The organism is Ruegeria sp. CF3 (genome assembly GCF_056537365.1).
Genome location: NZ_JBQFRK010000006.1, coordinates 46647 through 63312 on the forward strand (window position 1 = coordinate 46647; position 16666 = coordinate 63312).

14 protein-coding genes are annotated in these 16666 nt (G+C 51.4%); 4 read left to right on the top strand and 10 right to left on the bottom strand.

Going from position 1 to position 16666, the window contains the following annotated elements; genetic code table 11:
• Nucleotides 1–6: 6 nt before the first annotated feature.
• From ACR0KC_RS17850 to ACR0KC_RS17870, 5 genes are all read right to left on the bottom strand, one after another.
• Nucleotides 7–1818: a BCCT family transporter gene (locus ACR0KC_RS17850; protein ID WP_480772065.1), complete on the bottom strand. Its 1812-nt coding sequence runs from the start codon at nt 1816–1818 to the stop codon at nt 7–9.
• Nucleotides 1819–2369: 551 nt separating this feature from the next.
• Nucleotides 2370–3380, bottom strand: coding sequence for a DUF2955 domain-containing protein (locus tag ACR0KC_RS17855; RefSeq protein ID WP_480772066.1), 1011 nt, complete (start codon nt 3378–3380; stop codon nt 2370–2372).
• Nucleotides 3370–4326: an HlyD family secretion protein gene (locus ACR0KC_RS17860; RefSeq protein ID WP_170392807.1), complete on the bottom strand. Its 957-nt coding sequence runs from the start codon at nt 4324–4326 to the stop codon at nt 3370–3372. The genes ACR0KC_RS17855 and ACR0KC_RS17860 overlap by 11 nt, the downstream gene beginning before the upstream one ends.
• A 104-nt stretch (nt 4327–4430) precedes the next feature.
• Complete coding sequence (locus ACR0KC_RS17865; protein WP_480772067.1) at nt 4431–5510, bottom strand: AI-2E family transporter; 1080 nt, start codon at nt 5508–5510, stop codon at nt 4431–4433.
• 180 nt (nt 5511–5690) lie between these two features.
• Nucleotides 5691–5960, bottom strand: coding sequence for a potassium channel family protein (locus tag ACR0KC_RS17870; protein WP_480439390.1), 270 nt, complete (start codon nt 5958–5960; stop codon nt 5691–5693).
• A 423-nt stretch (nt 5961–6383) separates the two neighbouring features.
• Here ACR0KC_RS17870 and ACR0KC_RS17875 point away from each other — a divergent pair, with 423 nt between their 5' ends.
• A complete protein-coding gene (locus tag ACR0KC_RS17875) occupies nt 6384–9032 on the top strand; it encodes an AsmA family protein (RefSeq protein WP_480707291.1) in 2649 nt (882 codons plus the stop codon).
• A 217-nt stretch (nt 9033–9249) separates the two neighbouring features.
• Here ACR0KC_RS17875 and ACR0KC_RS17880 read toward each other — a convergent pair whose 3' ends face one another.
• From ACR0KC_RS17880 to ACR0KC_RS17900, 5 genes are all read right to left on the bottom strand, one after another.
• The gene (locus ACR0KC_RS17880; protein WP_480707292.1) at nt 9250–9579 is read right to left on the bottom strand and encodes a hypothetical protein; all 330 of its coding nucleotides are present in this window, start codon (nt 9577–9579) and stop codon (nt 9250–9252) included.
• A 721-nt stretch (nt 9580–10300) separates the two neighbouring features.
• Nucleotides 10301–10972 carry a nucleoside/nucleotide kinase family protein gene (locus ACR0KC_RS17885; protein ID WP_480772068.1) on the bottom strand — a complete coding sequence of 224 codons (672 nt, stop codon included), beginning with the start codon at nt 10970–10972 and terminating at the stop codon, nt 10301–10303.
• Nucleotides 10969–11751 carry an ATP-binding cassette domain-containing protein gene (locus ACR0KC_RS17890; protein ID WP_170392954.1) on the bottom strand — a complete coding sequence of 261 codons (783 nt, stop codon included), beginning with the start codon at nt 11749–11751 and terminating at the stop codon, nt 10969–10971. The genes ACR0KC_RS17885 and ACR0KC_RS17890 overlap by 4 nt, the downstream gene beginning before the upstream one ends.
• Nucleotides 11751–12821 (bottom strand): ABC transporter permease, encoded by a 1071-nt coding sequence (locus ACR0KC_RS17895; protein ID WP_170392953.1) that lies wholly within the window; start codon nt 12819–12821, stop codon nt 11751–11753. Before ACR0KC_RS17895 ends, ACR0KC_RS17890 begins: the two co-directional genes overlap by 1 nt.
• A gap of 117 nt (nt 12822–12938) precedes the next feature.
• Complete coding sequence (locus tag ACR0KC_RS17900) at nt 12939–13958, bottom strand: sugar ABC transporter substrate-binding protein (protein ID WP_170392952.1); 1020 nt, start codon at nt 13956–13958, stop codon at nt 12939–12941.
• A 186-nt stretch (nt 13959–14144) separates the two neighbouring features.
• On the opposite strand from ACR0KC_RS17900, the gene ACR0KC_RS17905 reads away from it, so the two are divergent.
• Genes ACR0KC_RS17905 through ACR0KC_RS17915 form a run of 3 tightly spaced genes read left to right on the top strand, consistent with a single transcriptional unit; the run spans nt 14145 to nt 15999 of the window.
• Nucleotides 14145–15344 (top strand): ROK family transcriptional regulator, encoded by a 1200-nt coding sequence (locus ACR0KC_RS17905; RefSeq protein ID WP_170393677.1) that lies wholly within the window; start codon nt 14145–14147, stop codon nt 15342–15344.
• Between the two features lie 47 nt (nt 15345–15391).
• A complete protein-coding gene (locus tag ACR0KC_RS17910) occupies nt 15392–15661 on the top strand; it encodes an HlyU family transcriptional regulator (protein WP_480772069.1) in 270 nt (89 codons plus the stop codon).
• A gap of 17 nt (nt 15662–15678) precedes the next feature.
• Nucleotides 15679–15999, top strand: coding sequence for an ATP-binding protein (locus ACR0KC_RS17915; protein ID WP_170636310.1), 321 nt, complete (start codon nt 15679–15681; stop codon nt 15997–15999).
• The last annotated feature ends 667 nt before the right edge of the window (nt 16000–16666 follow it).

The window sequence follows — 16666 nt, forward strand, 5'->3', positions numbered from 1 at the left end:
GGTCAATCACGAATCCGTCTGTGTCTCATGGTGAAATCGACGCAAGTCGTTGATCATTGCTTTGGCCAAAGAGACGCACATAAGCAATAAAACAACACTGAACGGCAGTGCCCCGATGATCATCGAATTGGTCAATGCCTCTAATCCACCGCCGCCCGCGACCAGCAAAGTACCAATAACAAGTGTTAGCAGAGAGCCCCAGATGATACGATGAAGCAGGCCAGTGTCTTCAGACCCGCCGGACATGATCGTGTTCATCACAAGGATGCCAGAGTCGGCGGATGTGACAAGGAAGGTCATGGTTAACAGAACACACATGACACTCACTACCGCGAGCAGGTCACCCGATATCATTTCCCCCAAGGTGACGAATAGTGTTGCCGTCGTTGATGCCGCAATGATTGATCCATTGGCATCTCCATTCAGTTCCAAATCGATGGCCGCCCCGCCCAGAATGGCCATCCATGCAAAACATACGAGGGACGGGGCAATTACCGCGCCAATTATGAACTCGCGTACGGTTCGACCTCTTGAGATACGCGCTAAGAAAAGTCCGACAAAGGGCGAAAACGCGATCCACCATGCCCAATAAAATGTAGTCCATCCGGCCTGCCATCCAAACAACCTGCCGCTTGTGCCCGCGTTATAAACTGCAGTCTTGGTCGCATCAGAAAGACCGGCTGTTTCGTTGCTCAAACCCTCAAGAAAGGTTGCTTTTGTTCCCCATGGATCAGTTGCACCCGCAAAGAGTTCGCCGACAAAGGGCGCCGCTTCTGCAGGCAATACGGAGGCAAACTCGACTTCGGAAATCGGTCGAAAAGCTTGGAAGCTCAGAGGGACAAAACTTTTGATATAGTCAACCAGCGCTGTAGCATAGGTCGTCGCCGCAAACGCGAATGAGCCATAAACAATGAATACCACCAGCAATACCAGTGAAAAGAGAAGATTAATATTTGACAAGTATTTGACACCACGCCCGACGCCAGAGACGGCAGAGAGTGTCGACATAATCATAACAACGATCAACGCCGTTATTAGGCCGGCGGTTGACGGGATCATATTGGTTACTTCTTTCTCCACAAGCCAATTCGCTCCGGTAATTAGAAACGCACCATCCACCAATTGAGAAACGCCATAACCGATCGTTACCGCTACGCCGAGTATTGTCGCAACGACTCCGAGTATATCGATCACATGGCCTGCAACACCGTTTGAATATTCTCCAAGCAACGGGGTCAGTGCGGTGCGGATTGTCAGCGGCATGCCTCTGGTAAATGCGTAGTAGGCAAGGCTAAGGCCGGTGACGACGTATATTGCCCAGGCGTGAAATCCGGTGTGCAAAAAAGTATAGCGGTAGGCTCCTTCAATCGCGTCTTCGCTTTTGGGCGTGACTTCCCCGGAAATAGTCAGTGGATTGGTTTCCCAAAGGCCAAGTGGTTCAGCGGTTGCATAGACCATTAGGCCCACGCCCAGACCCGCCCCAAACATCATCGAAAACCAAGAGAAGTTAGAAAATTCCGGTTTCTCATCTTCTAAACCCAGCCTCATTCGGCCGGTTGAAGGAATGAGCGCGATAAGGAAAAGGAAGAGTACAAATAATCCAACGGAAAGGTTGTAGAATGTATTGAACTCGGACAGCATTCCTGACTTCCAAGATCGCAGTGTATCATTGGCTGATAGTGGCCAAACCAGTGCCCAAAGAACGAGTAAAGAAACCGAGAGTTTGCTTACCAGCGCAATCGGCAGGCAATACCCTTTATAAAAGCCGGTCCGCTGAGTTCTTATTTTCAGGTCTGTGAAAGGTTCTTCAAGCGCCATGTTTTCTCGGTCTTACATAAATTGATTGCTTTGCATGCCGCGCAGCCAGCCGATTGTTTCAAGACTAATTTACTTTCAGCCAGAATAGGACTGTAGCGGCGGGAGCGATAGATGGGAGAGAAACCTATGAGTCGCAAATGGCAAAACCTGTGCGTTTTGAAAAACTGAATGACTCAAAGTCAAAGGCTAAGCCGTCGTTCAATGTTGAAACTATGTGTCACCCGACGCGTGTTGTAAGGCGACACATAGTTCTGCCACCAGCGATAGAACCTTGCCATTTTCGCCCCACTTCCGTCATCTGGCATCCAAGTCAACTTCATCTATTGGGATTGCCGTTGTAAACGCATTAGGACCGGAATTAGATCGGAAGATGAAGCTCTGGAGTTATGGGAACAGGCTGTAAAGACCGGCTTGATACGAGGCAGAAGAAGCTGGGCAGTCAAAGCTGGAGATCGGACCGTATACAGGGCTGCAATTAATGCGGTGGTTGCAAAAATCGGTCAAACTGGGAACTCTGCTGGTTTCAGCGCCAAGCTTTGTCGCAATTAACTTTATTGACTCGCCTGGCGCTCTTTTTCTGGCCAGAATTCATCCACCACGACATATGCGATAATTACAAAGAAAGCGGCGCTGGCGACTTGCAATACACGAGTGATGCTCTTGACGTCAGCCTCGTCTGAAAACGGCGCAACCGAACCGCCATATACAATCAGAGCTGTTGTAATAGCGGAACCGGCGGCGGCGGCGAGCGGGACTTTTGACTTTCCAAGTGCTCCGAGTGTTAGGCAAAAGAAAAAACACAGCAGAATGGGGGTTAGAATGACCGGAGCTATTACGTTTATTTCATAGCATATGATGGATACTGCAGCCCCAAGTAGATTTGCCGTCAGCATAGCTTTTGCAACTGTTTTGCCTGCAGCAGGCATTGCCGCAAGTTGCTGGCTCAGCAGGGCGACAAAAAACAGGACCAACAAAGCAGAAGCGCCGGAAATAAAGAACGCCATAGCAAAGGGCACTGTGACCAGAGACATCCTGACTATTCGGCGATTTGAGTCGAAGTCCGGCGATGTTGCCGCTTTCTTTTGAGGTGCCGTTTGAGGTGCAGGGGGTATCAACACGAACATCAGCGTCGATACGAAGCCTGCGAATAGCAGGTTTAACGGTATCCAGTACACAAGCACCAAAGCCAGATCCTGTGATTGCAGAGCTAAATTCGGAATCATCAACGCCCCCATGAGAGCAATGACACCCGGCAATACTCCGGCACCGGAAACTGACCAAATGAAAGACAGGATTATTCCAATGGCCACCAGAATGAGAAACACAAGTGGATAAGGTGAGAAGATTGACGACAAAAGGAACGAAATGAACATCAATCCAATCGAGAAGACAAACAGCTTACCAAATGCTGCCAAAGGTAGTGCCGCAGGTGCTTGAAGGAAAAGGGCAGTGAACACCGCCCCAACAACGGCAAGGGGCCATCCAAGAAATAGGCCCAATGCAAAGACACCCGTAACACCCAGCGCAAGCCGGGTGACAGAGCTTTGATCCTCAGTACGCATAGGAGAAGATTGAAACTACGCGGATGTAGGCGCGGCCCACGAGGTTCAGCAACGAGTTGTCGCTTAGATACATGATCACATCGGCCTGCCCGTTCAGTTGAAAGCGAAGATCGTCTTCGGCACTTCCAGCTTCATAGCCGGGTAAAACAATCCTGACCGGAAACCTTTCAGGCTCCCGCAAAAATCCCTTGGTGCTTGGCGGGCTCGCCAATTGCCCCGGCTCATCACCGCCACTCAAAGAAACAGCAGCACTAAAGCTCTCAATGACGCCCGGAACAATCTTACCTGGATGCATATCCAACACCACATCAACCGGAGACCCTATTGAAGCTCTTCCCAGATTGTTTTCGGTAAAATACGCCTCGATCCAGACGTCGGTTGCATCCAGAAACGTCAAAAGATCCTGGCCGGATCGCGCATACGTTCCGGGGGCAATCAGCAGATTAGAAATGACACCTGTCGCCGGAGCACGCAGTTCGGTCCATTCAAGGTTCAGTTCCGCATCCGCCAAGGCCGCCAGTGCGCGCTGGATTTTCGGGTTTTCAATCCCATCGTCACCAAGCCTTTGCTTCGCTTTTTCCAGATCAGCTTTTGCGTTCTCAAAGTTTGCCTCAGATTCTGCCAGTTGTCCTCGTGCATCATCGGCCTTTGAGACGGCAATCAAACCTTTCTTTTCGAGCGCAAATACACGTTCCGTCTGAATGCGCATCGTATCCAGATCGCTCTGCGCCCTTGCGAGTTTGGCTTGTGCCGCACTTACCTCTGCCGAAGACGCACCCACTTCTTGGGTCGCCGCTTCAAGATCAGCTTCCGCCTTTGAACGCTCGATTTCGTAGGGTCTGGAATCTATTCGAACCAGAACATCACCTGCCGAAACGACTTGGCCGTTTTCTACCAAAACTTCCGTTACCGTTCCGGTTACCTGAGGCACGATTTGGGTGGCCACAGCTTTTACTCTGGCGTTCCCGGTAAATGGCGTTTTTCGATCAGCGACCAAGTACCAAACAAGAAAAAACAGAATGACAGCGAGGGTTGTCCATATTGTCTTTCTCATTTCAACGCACCTTCAGCAGCGTCATCGGCTTCAGGTGAGGTATCAATCCAAACCTTGAACAGCTCATAGAAGACAGCAAAGAGAACCGGCCCCATAAAAACGCCGATCAACCCGTACGCCATCATACCTCCGAGAACACCGATGAGGATGACCAACATGGGAGTCTCAAGGCCTTTTGAGATGAACACAGGTCTTAGGAAACTGTCCATTATCATGACTGGAACGGCCAGTATGGTGAAGATCAAAGCAGTTCCGCCAGACATGGAGCTCCATGCGTAGATAATTACCGGTATAAGAACCAATCCGGGCCCGATTTGGATAATTGAGAGTATGAGGCAGACAAATGCCAGTGTGGCGGCCGAAGAAATCCCGAACAAAGCCAGCAGTATCCAAACGAAAACAGCCTGAATGGCTGCTACGCCAATCACGCCTTTTGTAACGTTCCGGATCGTTGCGCCTGCCAGTGTCACGAATTCACCGCCGCGTGGTGCAAAGACACGGTTGGCAAAGCGCTGAAGACCCTGGACCAAATTTGGCCCCGGGCTGAACAATGCCCCCATAATCAATACGGACAGAGCTAAGCCAAGAAGCCCGATACCAATGCCCAACACCTTTCCGAAGAGCGATTTGGTGATCTCAAGGATTTGCGCGCCGTATTTTGCAAGCGCGCCGTCAAGATTGCGCTCAAACATTCCCCAGACATCGGAGATTTTATTTCCAACCAACGGCAATTCCTTGAGGCCCTCGGGCGCAGGGGGGATTTTCAATTCACCCTTGTCTGCTTGTTCCGCGAATTCAGACCCTAGTTCTGCAGCACCAGACACCGCAGTTGCGACTGGCCCCAGGGTCAGAACAAGGCCCAACAGAACGATAATTGTTGTGGCAAGCTTCTTACGTCCTCCCAGCTTGGATTGCAGCCAATCAAATGCCGGGTAGAGCGCGACGCAGAGTATCGTTGCCCAGATAACCACACTTGCAAGCGGAGCCACCATGACCAGGGCGCTGTAAAGGAACAATCCGAGAAAGAGCAATCGTATCGCGAGGTCGACAATCTTCGCGTCCTGGGTCTTTTCCATTCCATCCCTCCACTATCTGTTTTCCAAACAATACACTCAAAAAACGTAATATGTATATTTTTTGAGTTTGCGGCGCTCATCTATCAGTTTGAAGGTACGAGTGAATCCGAGGCACGGCTTCAGATGCGCGGTCGCACTGATACCTGCGCATGAACTCAAATTGCCTTAATTTGGGATAATCTATTTGTCCGTTTTTTCGTCGTCTTGGGACAAGATTGTATCTGCCACTGTGGTCGCCGCAGTCACGAAAACACCCAAGCCTACAATGATATATACCATTGTGAAGATTTTCCCCGCCGCAGTTTCAGGTGAGAAGTCACCGAACCCTACGGTCGAAATTGTCACTACGGAAAAGTAGATCGAGTCTAGCCAACTCCAACCTTCGACAAAGTGGTAGAAGACCGAGGCCCATAAAATCATTCCGACTGTGAAGGCAAGAAGGCCTTTCACTCTACCGTCCTTGAAAGCGACGCCTATCCCACGTGTTATTCTAGTTAGCGAATTCATTGTGTCCCCGTCGTTTGAAGAATTCACATATAACAGTAATTAGATGGATGTGGAAAATTGAAGCATTTTAACCGCGTCTAGTTTAATTGGGGCGTCCAGGCGCAGTCGTCAAAGCTAATGCAATGTGCTCGTTTATGAAACGTTAAACGCGTTTCAAGCCAGCTATTTTGAAACTGGATCAGCAGCACATCCTAAATTTAGTCCTTTAACCGTTTCTTGGCCGCCCGACCAATTCCGCAAGAGAAGTCGGCTAAATGGTCAAGGTCATTTAGGGTTCAGCAAAATAAGAAGCCACATATTCCATTAACATGATGCTTTAATGGTCTAGTCTGCCCAAGAAAGGAATCAGAACCTTAGGAGAAAAGCGTGCGGTTCATCACAAAAGGTGTAATGGTTTGTTGCGCTGTCGCGTTCGTCGCGGTTGTTGTGGCATGGCTTTTCCTGTCCTCTGCGTTGTTTTCTTCTGTCAGAACCACTTTTGTTGAAAACCTGATATCGAAGAAACTTGATCAGGACGTGTTAATAGAAGATGAAGTGCGTCTAGGCCTTGGTCGGCAACTGCAGGTATCCGCAGCGGGATTGGTACTACCCGGCGCGATCAAGACCAAAGCGAATCTGGCGGCAATCGACAAACTTGAGTTCAATATTTCTGCCCGCGACCTTTGGAACAGCAAATTGTCGCTGAGTGAGCTTTCTATCTCGGGTGTTCACCTCAACTTGATCACGGACAAAGACGGTGTCGGAAACTGGCAGTCCGCTTCCCAAACGGGCGCTAAAGCCGGGGATCCGGCCAAACCTGCAATCCTGTCTGTGGCTGGAATTCTAACGGACCAAAAAATTGACCTGACCGATGTTGCCGTTCTTTACCAGAACGATCTAAACGGGCTTGTGCTGGATCTGCAGCTTCCTGAGCTGTTTTTAAAGCGTGATACGGAAACCGACGTTGCGACCGCGGTTGGGGCTGGTTCACTAAATGGAGAGAAGTTTGATCTGAACGCGAGCATTCCCGCGGACGACCCGTTTCAGGTCGCTGTGAACTTCGAACAGATTGCGATTGCCGCCGAAGAAGTCCCTGAAGAGAACGGGCTACAAGTGAATACGACCATAGAGGTTGCCGAACTTGGTCAGCTTCTTGATATCCTGAAACTCAATCGCGTTCTGGAGGGTTCAGGAAGCATTGGTGCAACATTCAAATCAGTCGACGGCGTAGCCCGGATTGATGACCTGGCTGTATTGACTGAATTGGATGGTGGGCAAAGCCTTTCGCTGACGGGACAAATCGGAGAGTTGGGAAACCCAGAAGACGTATCCCTGACAACCCGCATTCGGTTGTACCCTGAAGATGCTGAACCCGCCCCAGCCGCGTCGCGGTATGATCTAAAACTAATAGCAGTTGACATGGTTATCGATAGCGTACCCGGGCAGGTCCCGCAGCGGCAAATGGTCATTGAAACCAACGGGTTCACATTGGATACCTCTGGTGAAGGGCCGCCCCCGATTAAGTTTTCCGAGCTTTCCAGAACACCCGAAGGCGCCTTGAGTGTTGGAAACATCAATTTGAGAATTGGGAACCCTGCTGATCCATTTATCATTTTGAACGGTTCGGTCGAAGACGCGTTGCAATTACAAGGCATATTGGCCGACGGGTTAATGGATATACCCGCAAGCAGCTTGATCTCATCAGAGCTTCTGGGACCGGATGATCAACTTGGTCGATTTTCTGGTAACTTTCATTTGAACGGCGACATCAATCAGCTTTCGCTGACAAATTTGGATGGCCAGACAAGCGAAACGGAACTTTGGAACCTTGAGGTGCATGGCTCTGTCAAAAATGTGCTCAAATTCGAGAACCTGGATTTGGCGATTCAAGTAGAAGTCCCCTCCGGAGCGGACCTGTTAGAAGCCCTATCGCTTGAACGGGTGGAAACTGGACAGGCTATCTTTGAAATTGGCCTTGCCAGCGAAGGAACCGATTGGGATGCGAATGCCAAAGTCAAGGTTGCCGACTCTGTCCTGCAAATTGTGGCCGATCTTGATGATGCAACGAGTGATCCTGTACTGCAGGGTTCCATAGAGAGTGACTTGATAAAGATAGATCAGATCCGAACCATCGTTCAGGCCGCTGCACAATTGAGGAAAATAGGCGGTCCAGAGCCCGACGAGGAAGACGTCATTGAGGAATCCGGCGACACTAGTCCTCTAAGAGACGTAACACTTAAACCTATTGGGCGTTCAATTCTCTTGTCCGGTATGGATATGGATGTCGACGTTGACCTTCGGCACATAGAGGGTGCCAAAGGCATCAGCAGTTTGCAGAGTGAACTGACGCTCAACGAAAATGAACTCAAGGCCGGACCTTTGAATTTTGAATACGGAGGTGCTCATTTCGATGTCAGCGGACAAATGGATCTATCGAACGACGCGCATCTGCTCACGCTGACCGGCACAGCAGGCGGCTGGCAGCTGGATGAAATTCTTCACAACCTGAACTTCAAAAAGGGCGCAAGCGGTACCATCTATGCAGATTTTTCGGTGACCGGCGGAACCGATTCACCTAAGCATTTTGCCAACAGCATGAACGGCGATGCCACGGTCTCAATGCGTGACGGCTCGATCGAGACCCAGCTTTTGGATCTGGCAGGGCTAGGGATACTACCTTGGGTGTTTACCAAAGAGAAACAAAAGGTTGCTCCGATCATATGTTTGCGTGCACCGATTAGTATTTCCAATGGAAGTATTTCGACGAAACAAACCACATTGGAGACAGATCATGTCCAAGTCGTCGTCTTTGGCGGTGTTAATGTAGCGGGCAAGGTTTTGGACTTAAACCTGCAGCCCCGCAAGATTGGCGAACCTCTGTCGAAGAGCCCTTGGCCCGTGACCTTGAAAGGCCCACTAGCGAAGCCGAAGATCAAGGTAAAAGACGGTCCCAAGCGACTGAAACGATCGGATGGTGCGGACAAAATGCCGGCAAAAAGAAAACTCTGCGTTCCGGATATTTTACAACTGCAGTAGTGGCGAAGGCAGTCGACAAAAGAACACAAATAAAGTTCAAAAAGAATGACATCGCTTTCAGGATGCGATCTTTGCTTTGGGTTTTCTCTCGATGTATTCCACACTTTAGTTGAATGGAAACTCTCTTAGAGTTCAGCCGACATGATGGAAGGACTTTGAGACGCAAATGGAAAAACGTGTGCACTATTGAAATGGCAGCTAAAGCAAAATCAATAGCTTAGTTAAGCGTGAGCGGCACATAGCTCTGCCACCAGCGACATAAACTTGCCATTTTCGCCTCACTTCCATCATCCATCACCTCGCCCGATTTCATCGATCCTGAGTTCCTTATGGGAAAATCTGGGCTAATTTGCAGTTCAGTCGCCGAGGGCGCCTGATCCTGCTGATCTACCACGTGGCGAACGCGGATGCGGGCGAGGCAAACCGACGCCACCCCAACATCCGCTTCTGTACCACGCTTAAGGATCGGGAGATCCATGGCTGTTTGCTTCAAGTGGGTAAGAAACAAAGCGAGAATAACGCTACCGCTACTTTCTATCATTTTCATTTAGAATAAATTTTAGAAATCTCCCCAACACAATTGGGAGGTCAATTAACAGGATGGTACGGATGCAAGAAGCATAGTTTCTCAGCTTCGAATTGGAGGTTGCTCAAGAAATGGTTCGCAAAACCCTTTGCGAAGCTTTCGATGGGCACCCCTGTCGCGAAGAAATTTGGCGACTAGCAGCTTACGTTAGGCTCTAACCAGTTGCGCTCCGCGGGCATCCCAATCGTTTATCTGAGCTCTGAGCGGGCCCTCGCCAGCACCAACAGTATTGCTCGTGCAGCAGGTTCCGAACCGCGCGTTGCTGCCATTGGTGATGATAGGTGCCGCACTCGAAACGAAGGTCTGCTTGGTGGCCACAACAGACCTGGTGATTAAGGCATTGGGTGGTCAAGTGCAAATACCATCGCATCGGCAATTGTTCCATCTGTACTGCCGTCATCCACAATGACGAATTCAAAACCCCGAATCAAAGCCCAGGCGTAGGTATCAATTCGTTTTATCATGCGCCGGGATTACGACCGTGCGCTCCGGCCTGCTTTCCAACAGCAGGTGGTGACGCCGTCAATCAGCCCCAAGTCTAACAGATCTTTGATGTTGCTTACTTCTGCAGTATCCACGAAAAATTTCATGGTTTTCCTCATCGTGTGTGAGCTAATATTGGTTGCACGTGAATTCGCTTAGAGGCGCTGCATCGACGGATGGCGGGGTCCAGGGCGTAAATTCAGAACGCGTGGCGCGTCCCGAATTCGGTGTAGTTCTGGTTTAATCTTAGGTCGGCATTTCGACTAGTGCTGATGACGAGTTCTGCATTTGGCAGATCGTTCGCTTTTGCGCGTTTCAATGCCGTGACCGGGTCAAAGCCATGGCTGATCCAGCGGTTTTGCAGCCTGTTTTCAAGCTCTTCCAAAGTTGGGCTGATAAAAACCGTCGCGGCATAAACATCCGTCAGGTTTCTCCATGGGTCGCTGTCCATCAGAAGATAGTTACCCTCAACGACGACGACCGGAGTTGCCGGGTGAACCGCAATGGCGTTGGCAATAGCTAGGTCCATTGTGCGATCGAATTTGGGATGAAAGCACTCGTGGCGCGTAACTTGAAGCTCTCTGATTGCAGCGCAAAACCCGACCCCGTCGAAAGTCTCTGGCGCGCCTTTTCTCGCCAGCAATCCACGCGTTTCCAGCACGCAGTTGTCCAAATGGTAACCATCCATTGGTACAAGTGTGGCTGACGGAACCGCCGAGCTCTGTTGTGTGTTCAGCGATTGCACAACGCCTTCCGCTAAGGTCGACTTTCCGGATGCAGGGGGGCCGGCGATTGCGATAATCGTCCGGACTCCAACTTGCCGCCGGGAGGAGATCAGGTCGCAAACGCGCTTTACGTCCTGCTCGATCACGCTGCGTCCTCTTTTGGGGGTTCCTTGGCACCGGTCATGAAGGCGACTGCATCGGACATCGTGTAATCCTTGGGATCAATTGTGCAGAGCCTTTTGCCCAACCGATGCACATGAATGCGGTCGGCAACCTCAAAAACATGAGGCATGTTGTGGCTGATCAGGATGATCGGAATGCCACGCGCCCGCACGTCCTGGATCAGCTCAAGCACCTTGCGGCTTTCCTTAACCCCCAAAGCAGCGGTCGGTTCATCCATGATGATAAACTTGGTTGCAAAGGCAGCGGCACGAGCAACGGCAACACCTTGGCGTTGGCCACCAGAGAGAGTCTCAACCGCCTGATTGATCGACTGTACAGTCATCAGCCCAAGCTCGGTCAGTTTTTCTCGGGCAAACTTCTCCATCGCTGGACGGTCAAGCTTACGCATGTATTTGCCCATGAACCCCTGCTTGCGGATTTCGCGCCCCATGAACATGTTGTCCGCAATCGAAAGGGCAGGAGACATGGCGAGCTGCTGATAGACAATCTCGATCCCCATATTCCGCGCATCGATCGGAGAGCTGAAGTTAACCTTTTTGCCCTCGATCAGAATCTCGCCTTCATCCGGGATTGTGGCGCCGCAGATCGCCTTCACGATGGATGATTTGCCCGCGCCATTATCTCCGATCACTGCCAGGATTTCCCCCTGGCGCAGTTCAAAGTCGGAATGGTCGATGGCGGTAACGTGGCCATAACGCTTTACGATCCCGCGGCCTTGGACGACTGGAGTTGAGTCTGACATTAGCCCGATACCTTTCTAATCCACTGGTCGACGGCAACCGCAGCGATAATGAGAAGTCCGATAAGTAAGAAGGTCCATTGTGCGTCTGCGCCCAGAAGCCTAAGCCCCAAAGTGAACACGCCAACAATCAGCGCGCCAAACAGCGATCCCAGGATGGATCCCCGCCCGCCGAACAAAGAGATGCCCCCGATCACAACCGCGGTGATGCTTTCGATATTGGCCAATTGACCGGATGTAGGTGAAACCGACCCGATGCGTCCGATCAAAGCCCAGCCCGCAAAGGCACAGATCAAACCGGATAACATATAAACGGACATCAGCGTTCTGTGCACGTTCACACCGGATAGTTCAGCCGCCTCAGGGTCATCCCCCACTGCATAGACATGCCGGCCCCAGGCCGTGTGTTTGAGCGCGTAAGCCAGAACGAAAATCAGAACGAGCATGAATATCACGCCAACCGTGAAGGTCGCGCCACCGATGCTGAATTTGGTGCCAAAAAATTGCAGGAACGGGGCGTTGGCCTCGATATCCTGACTGCGAATTGTTTCGTTTGCGGAATACAGGAAGTTTGTCGCCAGAACGATCTGCCACATGCCAAGCGTGACAATAAATGGCGGCAGCTTTACGCGACTGACCAGCCAGCCATTAAGAGCCCCGATCAGCGTTCCCATTGCCAGCCCGCACATCACAGCAATGGGCACGGGGATACCGTAGCGGAAGGTGAACTGACCCATGATGACGGATGAAAACACCATGATCGCACCGACGCTCAAGTCGATGCCGGCGGTCAGAATGACAAGGCTTTGCGCTGCGGCCACGATGCCCACGATCTGAACTTGCTGCAAGATCAGCGTCATCGCAAAGGGGGAGAAGAACTTGGACCCCAGCAGCAGACCGAAAATTACGATGGCGCCGACCAGAACGATCAACGGCACAAAGGAAGGGTTGACATGGAGAAGATGCTGCAACTTCCCCAGAACACCACGACGGTGATCTTCAAATTCCGCTACGGTTTCTGACGCGTTGGCGGCGGTTTCGAATTCCTGGGCGTTTTGGTTTGCTTCAGACATCTCTCCCCCTTTTCGTGGCTGGCATCGCGTCCACGAAATCAGTTTACAGGAAGTTTAGGTTTGCTGGTGAAAGGATTGATGAGGCGCTGCGGCGCGCCTCACCTTGTAGGGCTGCCTTTAGCCCCAGCAGAGATCCAAGCCTTCTGCGACAGACAACGACTCGACCCCATCAACCGGCTGGTCGGTGATGAGCGCCACGCCCGTGTCATAGAAGTCTTTGCCGGGTGTGTTTTCCGGCTTCACGCCCTCTTCGGCCCATTTTTTCACGGCCTCAACGCCAAGCGACGCCATCAACAGCGGGTACTGTTGGCTTGTCGCCCCGATCACACCGGCTTCGACGTTTTGGACGCCGGGGCACCCCCCGTCAACCGAAACGATCAGTACGTCGTTTTCACGCCCGATGGATTTCAGCGCCTCATATGCGCCCGCAGCAGCCGGTTCGTTGATCGTGTGAACAACGTTGATGGATGAATCCTTGGCCAGAAGGTTTTCCATCGCGCGGCGCCCGCCTTCTTCATTGCCGTCGGTCACGTCACTGCCAACCAGACGCGCATCGGTTTCGTCACCGATGACATTCGGGTCCGCCAGGTCCACGCCGAACCCGTCGAGGAAACCCTGATTGCGCAGAACGTCTACTGTCGGCTGACTGACGTTCAGATCCAGCGTCGCGATCTTGGCATCGGCTGCGGCGTCGCCCATTTTGGCCTTGGCCCATTGACCGATCAGAAGGCCGGCCTTGTAGTTGTCCGTCGCGAATGTCGCATCCGCCGAGTCAATCGGGCTCAGCGGCGTATCCAGCGCAATGACCAGAACGCCTGCATCTCGCGCCTGTTTAACCGCAGGAACGATCGAGCTGGTGTCGGATGCCGTCAGCAGAATGCCTTTTGCGCCATCGAGAATACATGTCTCGATAGCCTGAACCTGAGTTTCATGGTCGCCATCGACCTTGCCGGCAAACGCCTTGAGCGTCATGCCCAGCTCTTCTGCCTTGGCGGTTGCGCCTTCCTTCATCTTAACGAAAAAGGGGTTGGTGTCGGTCTTGGTAATCAGGCAGACGGTTTCACCAGCCGCTTGCGCGGATGCAGCGGCCAAAGTCAGCGCAGTCGCGGATGCGGCGAGCTTGAGTAGATTTCTCATGTTGTCCTCCCAGAAAATTGTTGTGGCCCCGCGCGGAATAGCGACAAGGCGGGCCTCCATCCTCCAATGAAGGTCCCGTTCAAGAAACCGTGATTCTAGCCTCTGTGTCAATAAATAAATAAAGTTTATTTATTAATTTGCCCACGTATCTTTTCATAAGAAAACAAGGTGTTTATGTTTAAGGTTATGGAAAGAGAGGCGTTGAAAATACTAACCGGCGGGGTAAGCCAAAGCGGTGTTCGTGATCATAACGAACGCCTCATTCTGACGGTTTTACAACGGCATGGACCTGCTGCCGGGGCGGACGTCGCGCGGCTGACGGGCCTGTCACCCCAGACCGTGTCGATCATTCTGCGTAAGCTCGAAAAGGACGAGATTCTCAAACGTGGGACGCCGTTGAAGGGCAAAGTTGGGAAACCTTCGATCCCCATGGAGCTCAATCCCGAAGGCATTCTGTCGGTGGGAATGAAGATCGGTCGCCGCAGCGCCGATCTTCTTTTGATCGACTTCACCGGTAAGCCACGCCAACAGCTCTCGACGACTTATGACTACCCGCTACCCGAAGCAGTGTTCGGGTTTCTGGAGGTAGGATTGGAAGAGCTTCTGGCCAATGAACCCCAGAAACTTCGGGACCGTGTATGCGGGATTGGAATCGGAACACCGTTCGAGCTGTGGAAGTGGCACGACCTTTCTGGGCTTGCGGCTCAGAAATTCAGGTCCTGGAGAAACGTGAACTTCTTTTCCGAGGTGGCCAAGTTCAGCGAACTGCCGGTCTTTGTGGTCAATGATGCTACTGCCGCGTGTCACGCGGAGCACCTCTATGGCCGCGGGGCTGAGTATCGAGACTATTTTTATTTCTTCATAGGCTCAATGATTGGCGGAGGCGTTGCATTGAATGGCACCGTATTTGAGGGCAACCAAGGCAATGCCGGTGCCTTGGGTGCCATGCGGACGACGGGCCCTTTGGGTGAAAGCCAGCAACTGATTGACACTGCATCACTGTTCCTGCTCGAGGACAGGTTGATAGAAGCGGGTGTTGATCCGGGAATTTTGTGGAAAAAGCCGCAGGACTGGAGCGGCATTTCTCGCTATGTCGAACCATGGATCGGTACCACCGCGCAGGAACTGGCCAAAGCTGCGCTGTCTATTTGCGCGGTCATCGACTTTGAGGCAATTTTTATCGACGGCGCATTCCCATCTGAAATACGTGAGGAGCTGGTCTCACGGGTTCGTCGTTACCTAGTCAACCAAGATAAACGCGGTTTGATTCCTCCGGTTGTAGAAGCTGCGGCTGTCGGAGAAAACGCCCGCGGGATTGGGGCGGCAAGCAGCCCGATTTTCCGCCAGTTTCTATTGAACACTAATGCTGGGCTTTCTGGGATGTAGTCGAAATTCATAGGGGTCAAATTTCCTAAGTAGAAAGGAACCGCATAATGTCAATCTTCTCAAAACTCTTTGGTGGCGGTGAAAAGTCGGAGCTGCAACCGGTCTCGTACAAAGGGTTCGACATTTTCCCCGTTTTGATTGCCGAGGGCGGAAAGTATCGCCTGTCGGCCCGTATCGAAAAAATCATCAGCGGAGATCGTAAGTCCTATGCGCTGATCCGGGCGGATGTCTTCGAAAGCCGGGATCAGGCCGAGAGCTTTAGCATCACCAAGGCGAAACAGGTGATCGACGAGCAAGGCGAGTGTATTTTCGGTTAACCGAAGGCAATGAAGGGATGCTGAAACAGCTCTGCACAAACCTTTTGCAGAACTCAAACGGTCATTGTCCAGAACAGTCCAAAACTGTCCTGATTGTTGAGCAAGAAGAAAGCACCATTACGCTCTCGGTTGTTGGCGATGGTCCTGGCGTTCCCGAAAACACACTGGGTAAGCTTTTTATTCCATTCGATAAACTAGAAAGTGAACGGAACAGTGTTGGGAATGGTTTGGGATTGGCGCTGTTGAAAGCTATCGCATATCATCATTCATCGCTCTTATCGACCACAAATAACTCAACTGGGTTGACTGTCTCAATTCAATTCGAAGTTGCGTGGTGACACATAATAAGTGAGCGAAGCTAACTTGGTACTTATGAAACATGGGGCCATAGAAGGTAGTCAAACGATCGAGGCCGGGCGAAATTGTCTCGAAACAGCGTTAATTTAAGGTGCTGACAGGGCGAGGGATGTCCCGCTTTGATGTAATCGGGTAATTCGGCGCGGTGGTGTGGATCAATTAGTGGACCATAATTGGCTCAAGAAGAAGGACGAACTGCTGAAACGAGCTGAGTCGGATCTGACGTTGTACGACTTGATCCTGATAATGGCTTTGACAGCACCTTCTCTGTCCCGCTGGTCGTCGGGCCTCGATTGATCGAGTGTTCTTCAGGTTCAGCGTATTGGAAACGTCCCAGCGATTGACATCGAGTAGCCGAACCGAATTAAATCGGTTTGTTCGGTCTTGATATGGTTGGCGAACTGCCTGAGGACCGTGCGGACCGGAATATCGGGCTGCTCTGATGTAATGGAAAACCTTTGAGTTGCAAAAGGCAAAACCAGTGCGCCCAAAAAAAGATCGAATGCCTCAAATTCAATGGTTTGCGTGTCGCCGAATGGCAAAAACTATGTGTCGCCCCAAATTCCTGTTGAACTTCGCACCAACCTGACCCTACCGTCTCAGTTGGACCAGAAACGAAGTGAGCGTTCGATATCGGAAGGCACCCCA

Coding starts and splice junctions, on each gene's coding strand:
- ACR0KC_RS17850 (WP_480772065.1), bottom strand. CDS start 1,818: ATGGCGCTTGAAGAACCTTTCACAGACCTGAAAATAAGAACTCAGCGG.
- ACR0KC_RS17855 (WP_480772066.1), bottom strand. CDS start 3,380: ATGCGTACTGAGGATCAAAGCTCTGTCACCCGGCTTGCGCTGGGTGTT.
- ACR0KC_RS17865 (WP_480772067.1), bottom strand. CDS start 5,510: ATGGAAAAGACCCAGGACGCGAAGATTGTCGACCTCGCGATACGATTG.
- ACR0KC_RS17880 (WP_480707292.1), bottom strand. CDS start 9,579: ATGAAAATGATAGAAAGTAGCGGTAGCGTTATTCTCGCTTTGTTTCTT.
- ACR0KC_RS17890 (WP_170392954.1), bottom strand. CDS start 11,751: ATGTCAGACTCAACTCCAGTCGTCCAAGGCCGCGGGATCGTAAAGCGT.
- ACR0KC_RS17895 (WP_170392953.1), bottom strand. CDS start 12,821: ATGTCTGAAGCAAACCAAAACGCCCAGGAATTCGAAACCGCCGCCAAC.
- ACR0KC_RS17900 (WP_170392952.1), bottom strand. CDS start 13,958: ATGAGAAATCTACTCAAGCTCGCCGCATCCGCGACTGCGCTGACTTTG.
- ACR0KC_RS17905 (WP_170393677.1), top strand. CDS start 14,145: ATGGAAAGAGAGGCGTTGAAAATACTAACCGGCGGGGTAAGCCAAAGC.
- ACR0KC_RS17910 (WP_480772069.1), top strand. CDS start 15,392: ATGTCAATCTTCTCAAAACTCTTTGGTGGCGGTGAAAAGTCGGAGCTG.
- ACR0KC_RS17915 (WP_170636310.1), top strand. CDS start 15,679: ATGCTGAAACAGCTCTGCACAAACCTTTTGCAGAACTCAAACGGTCAT.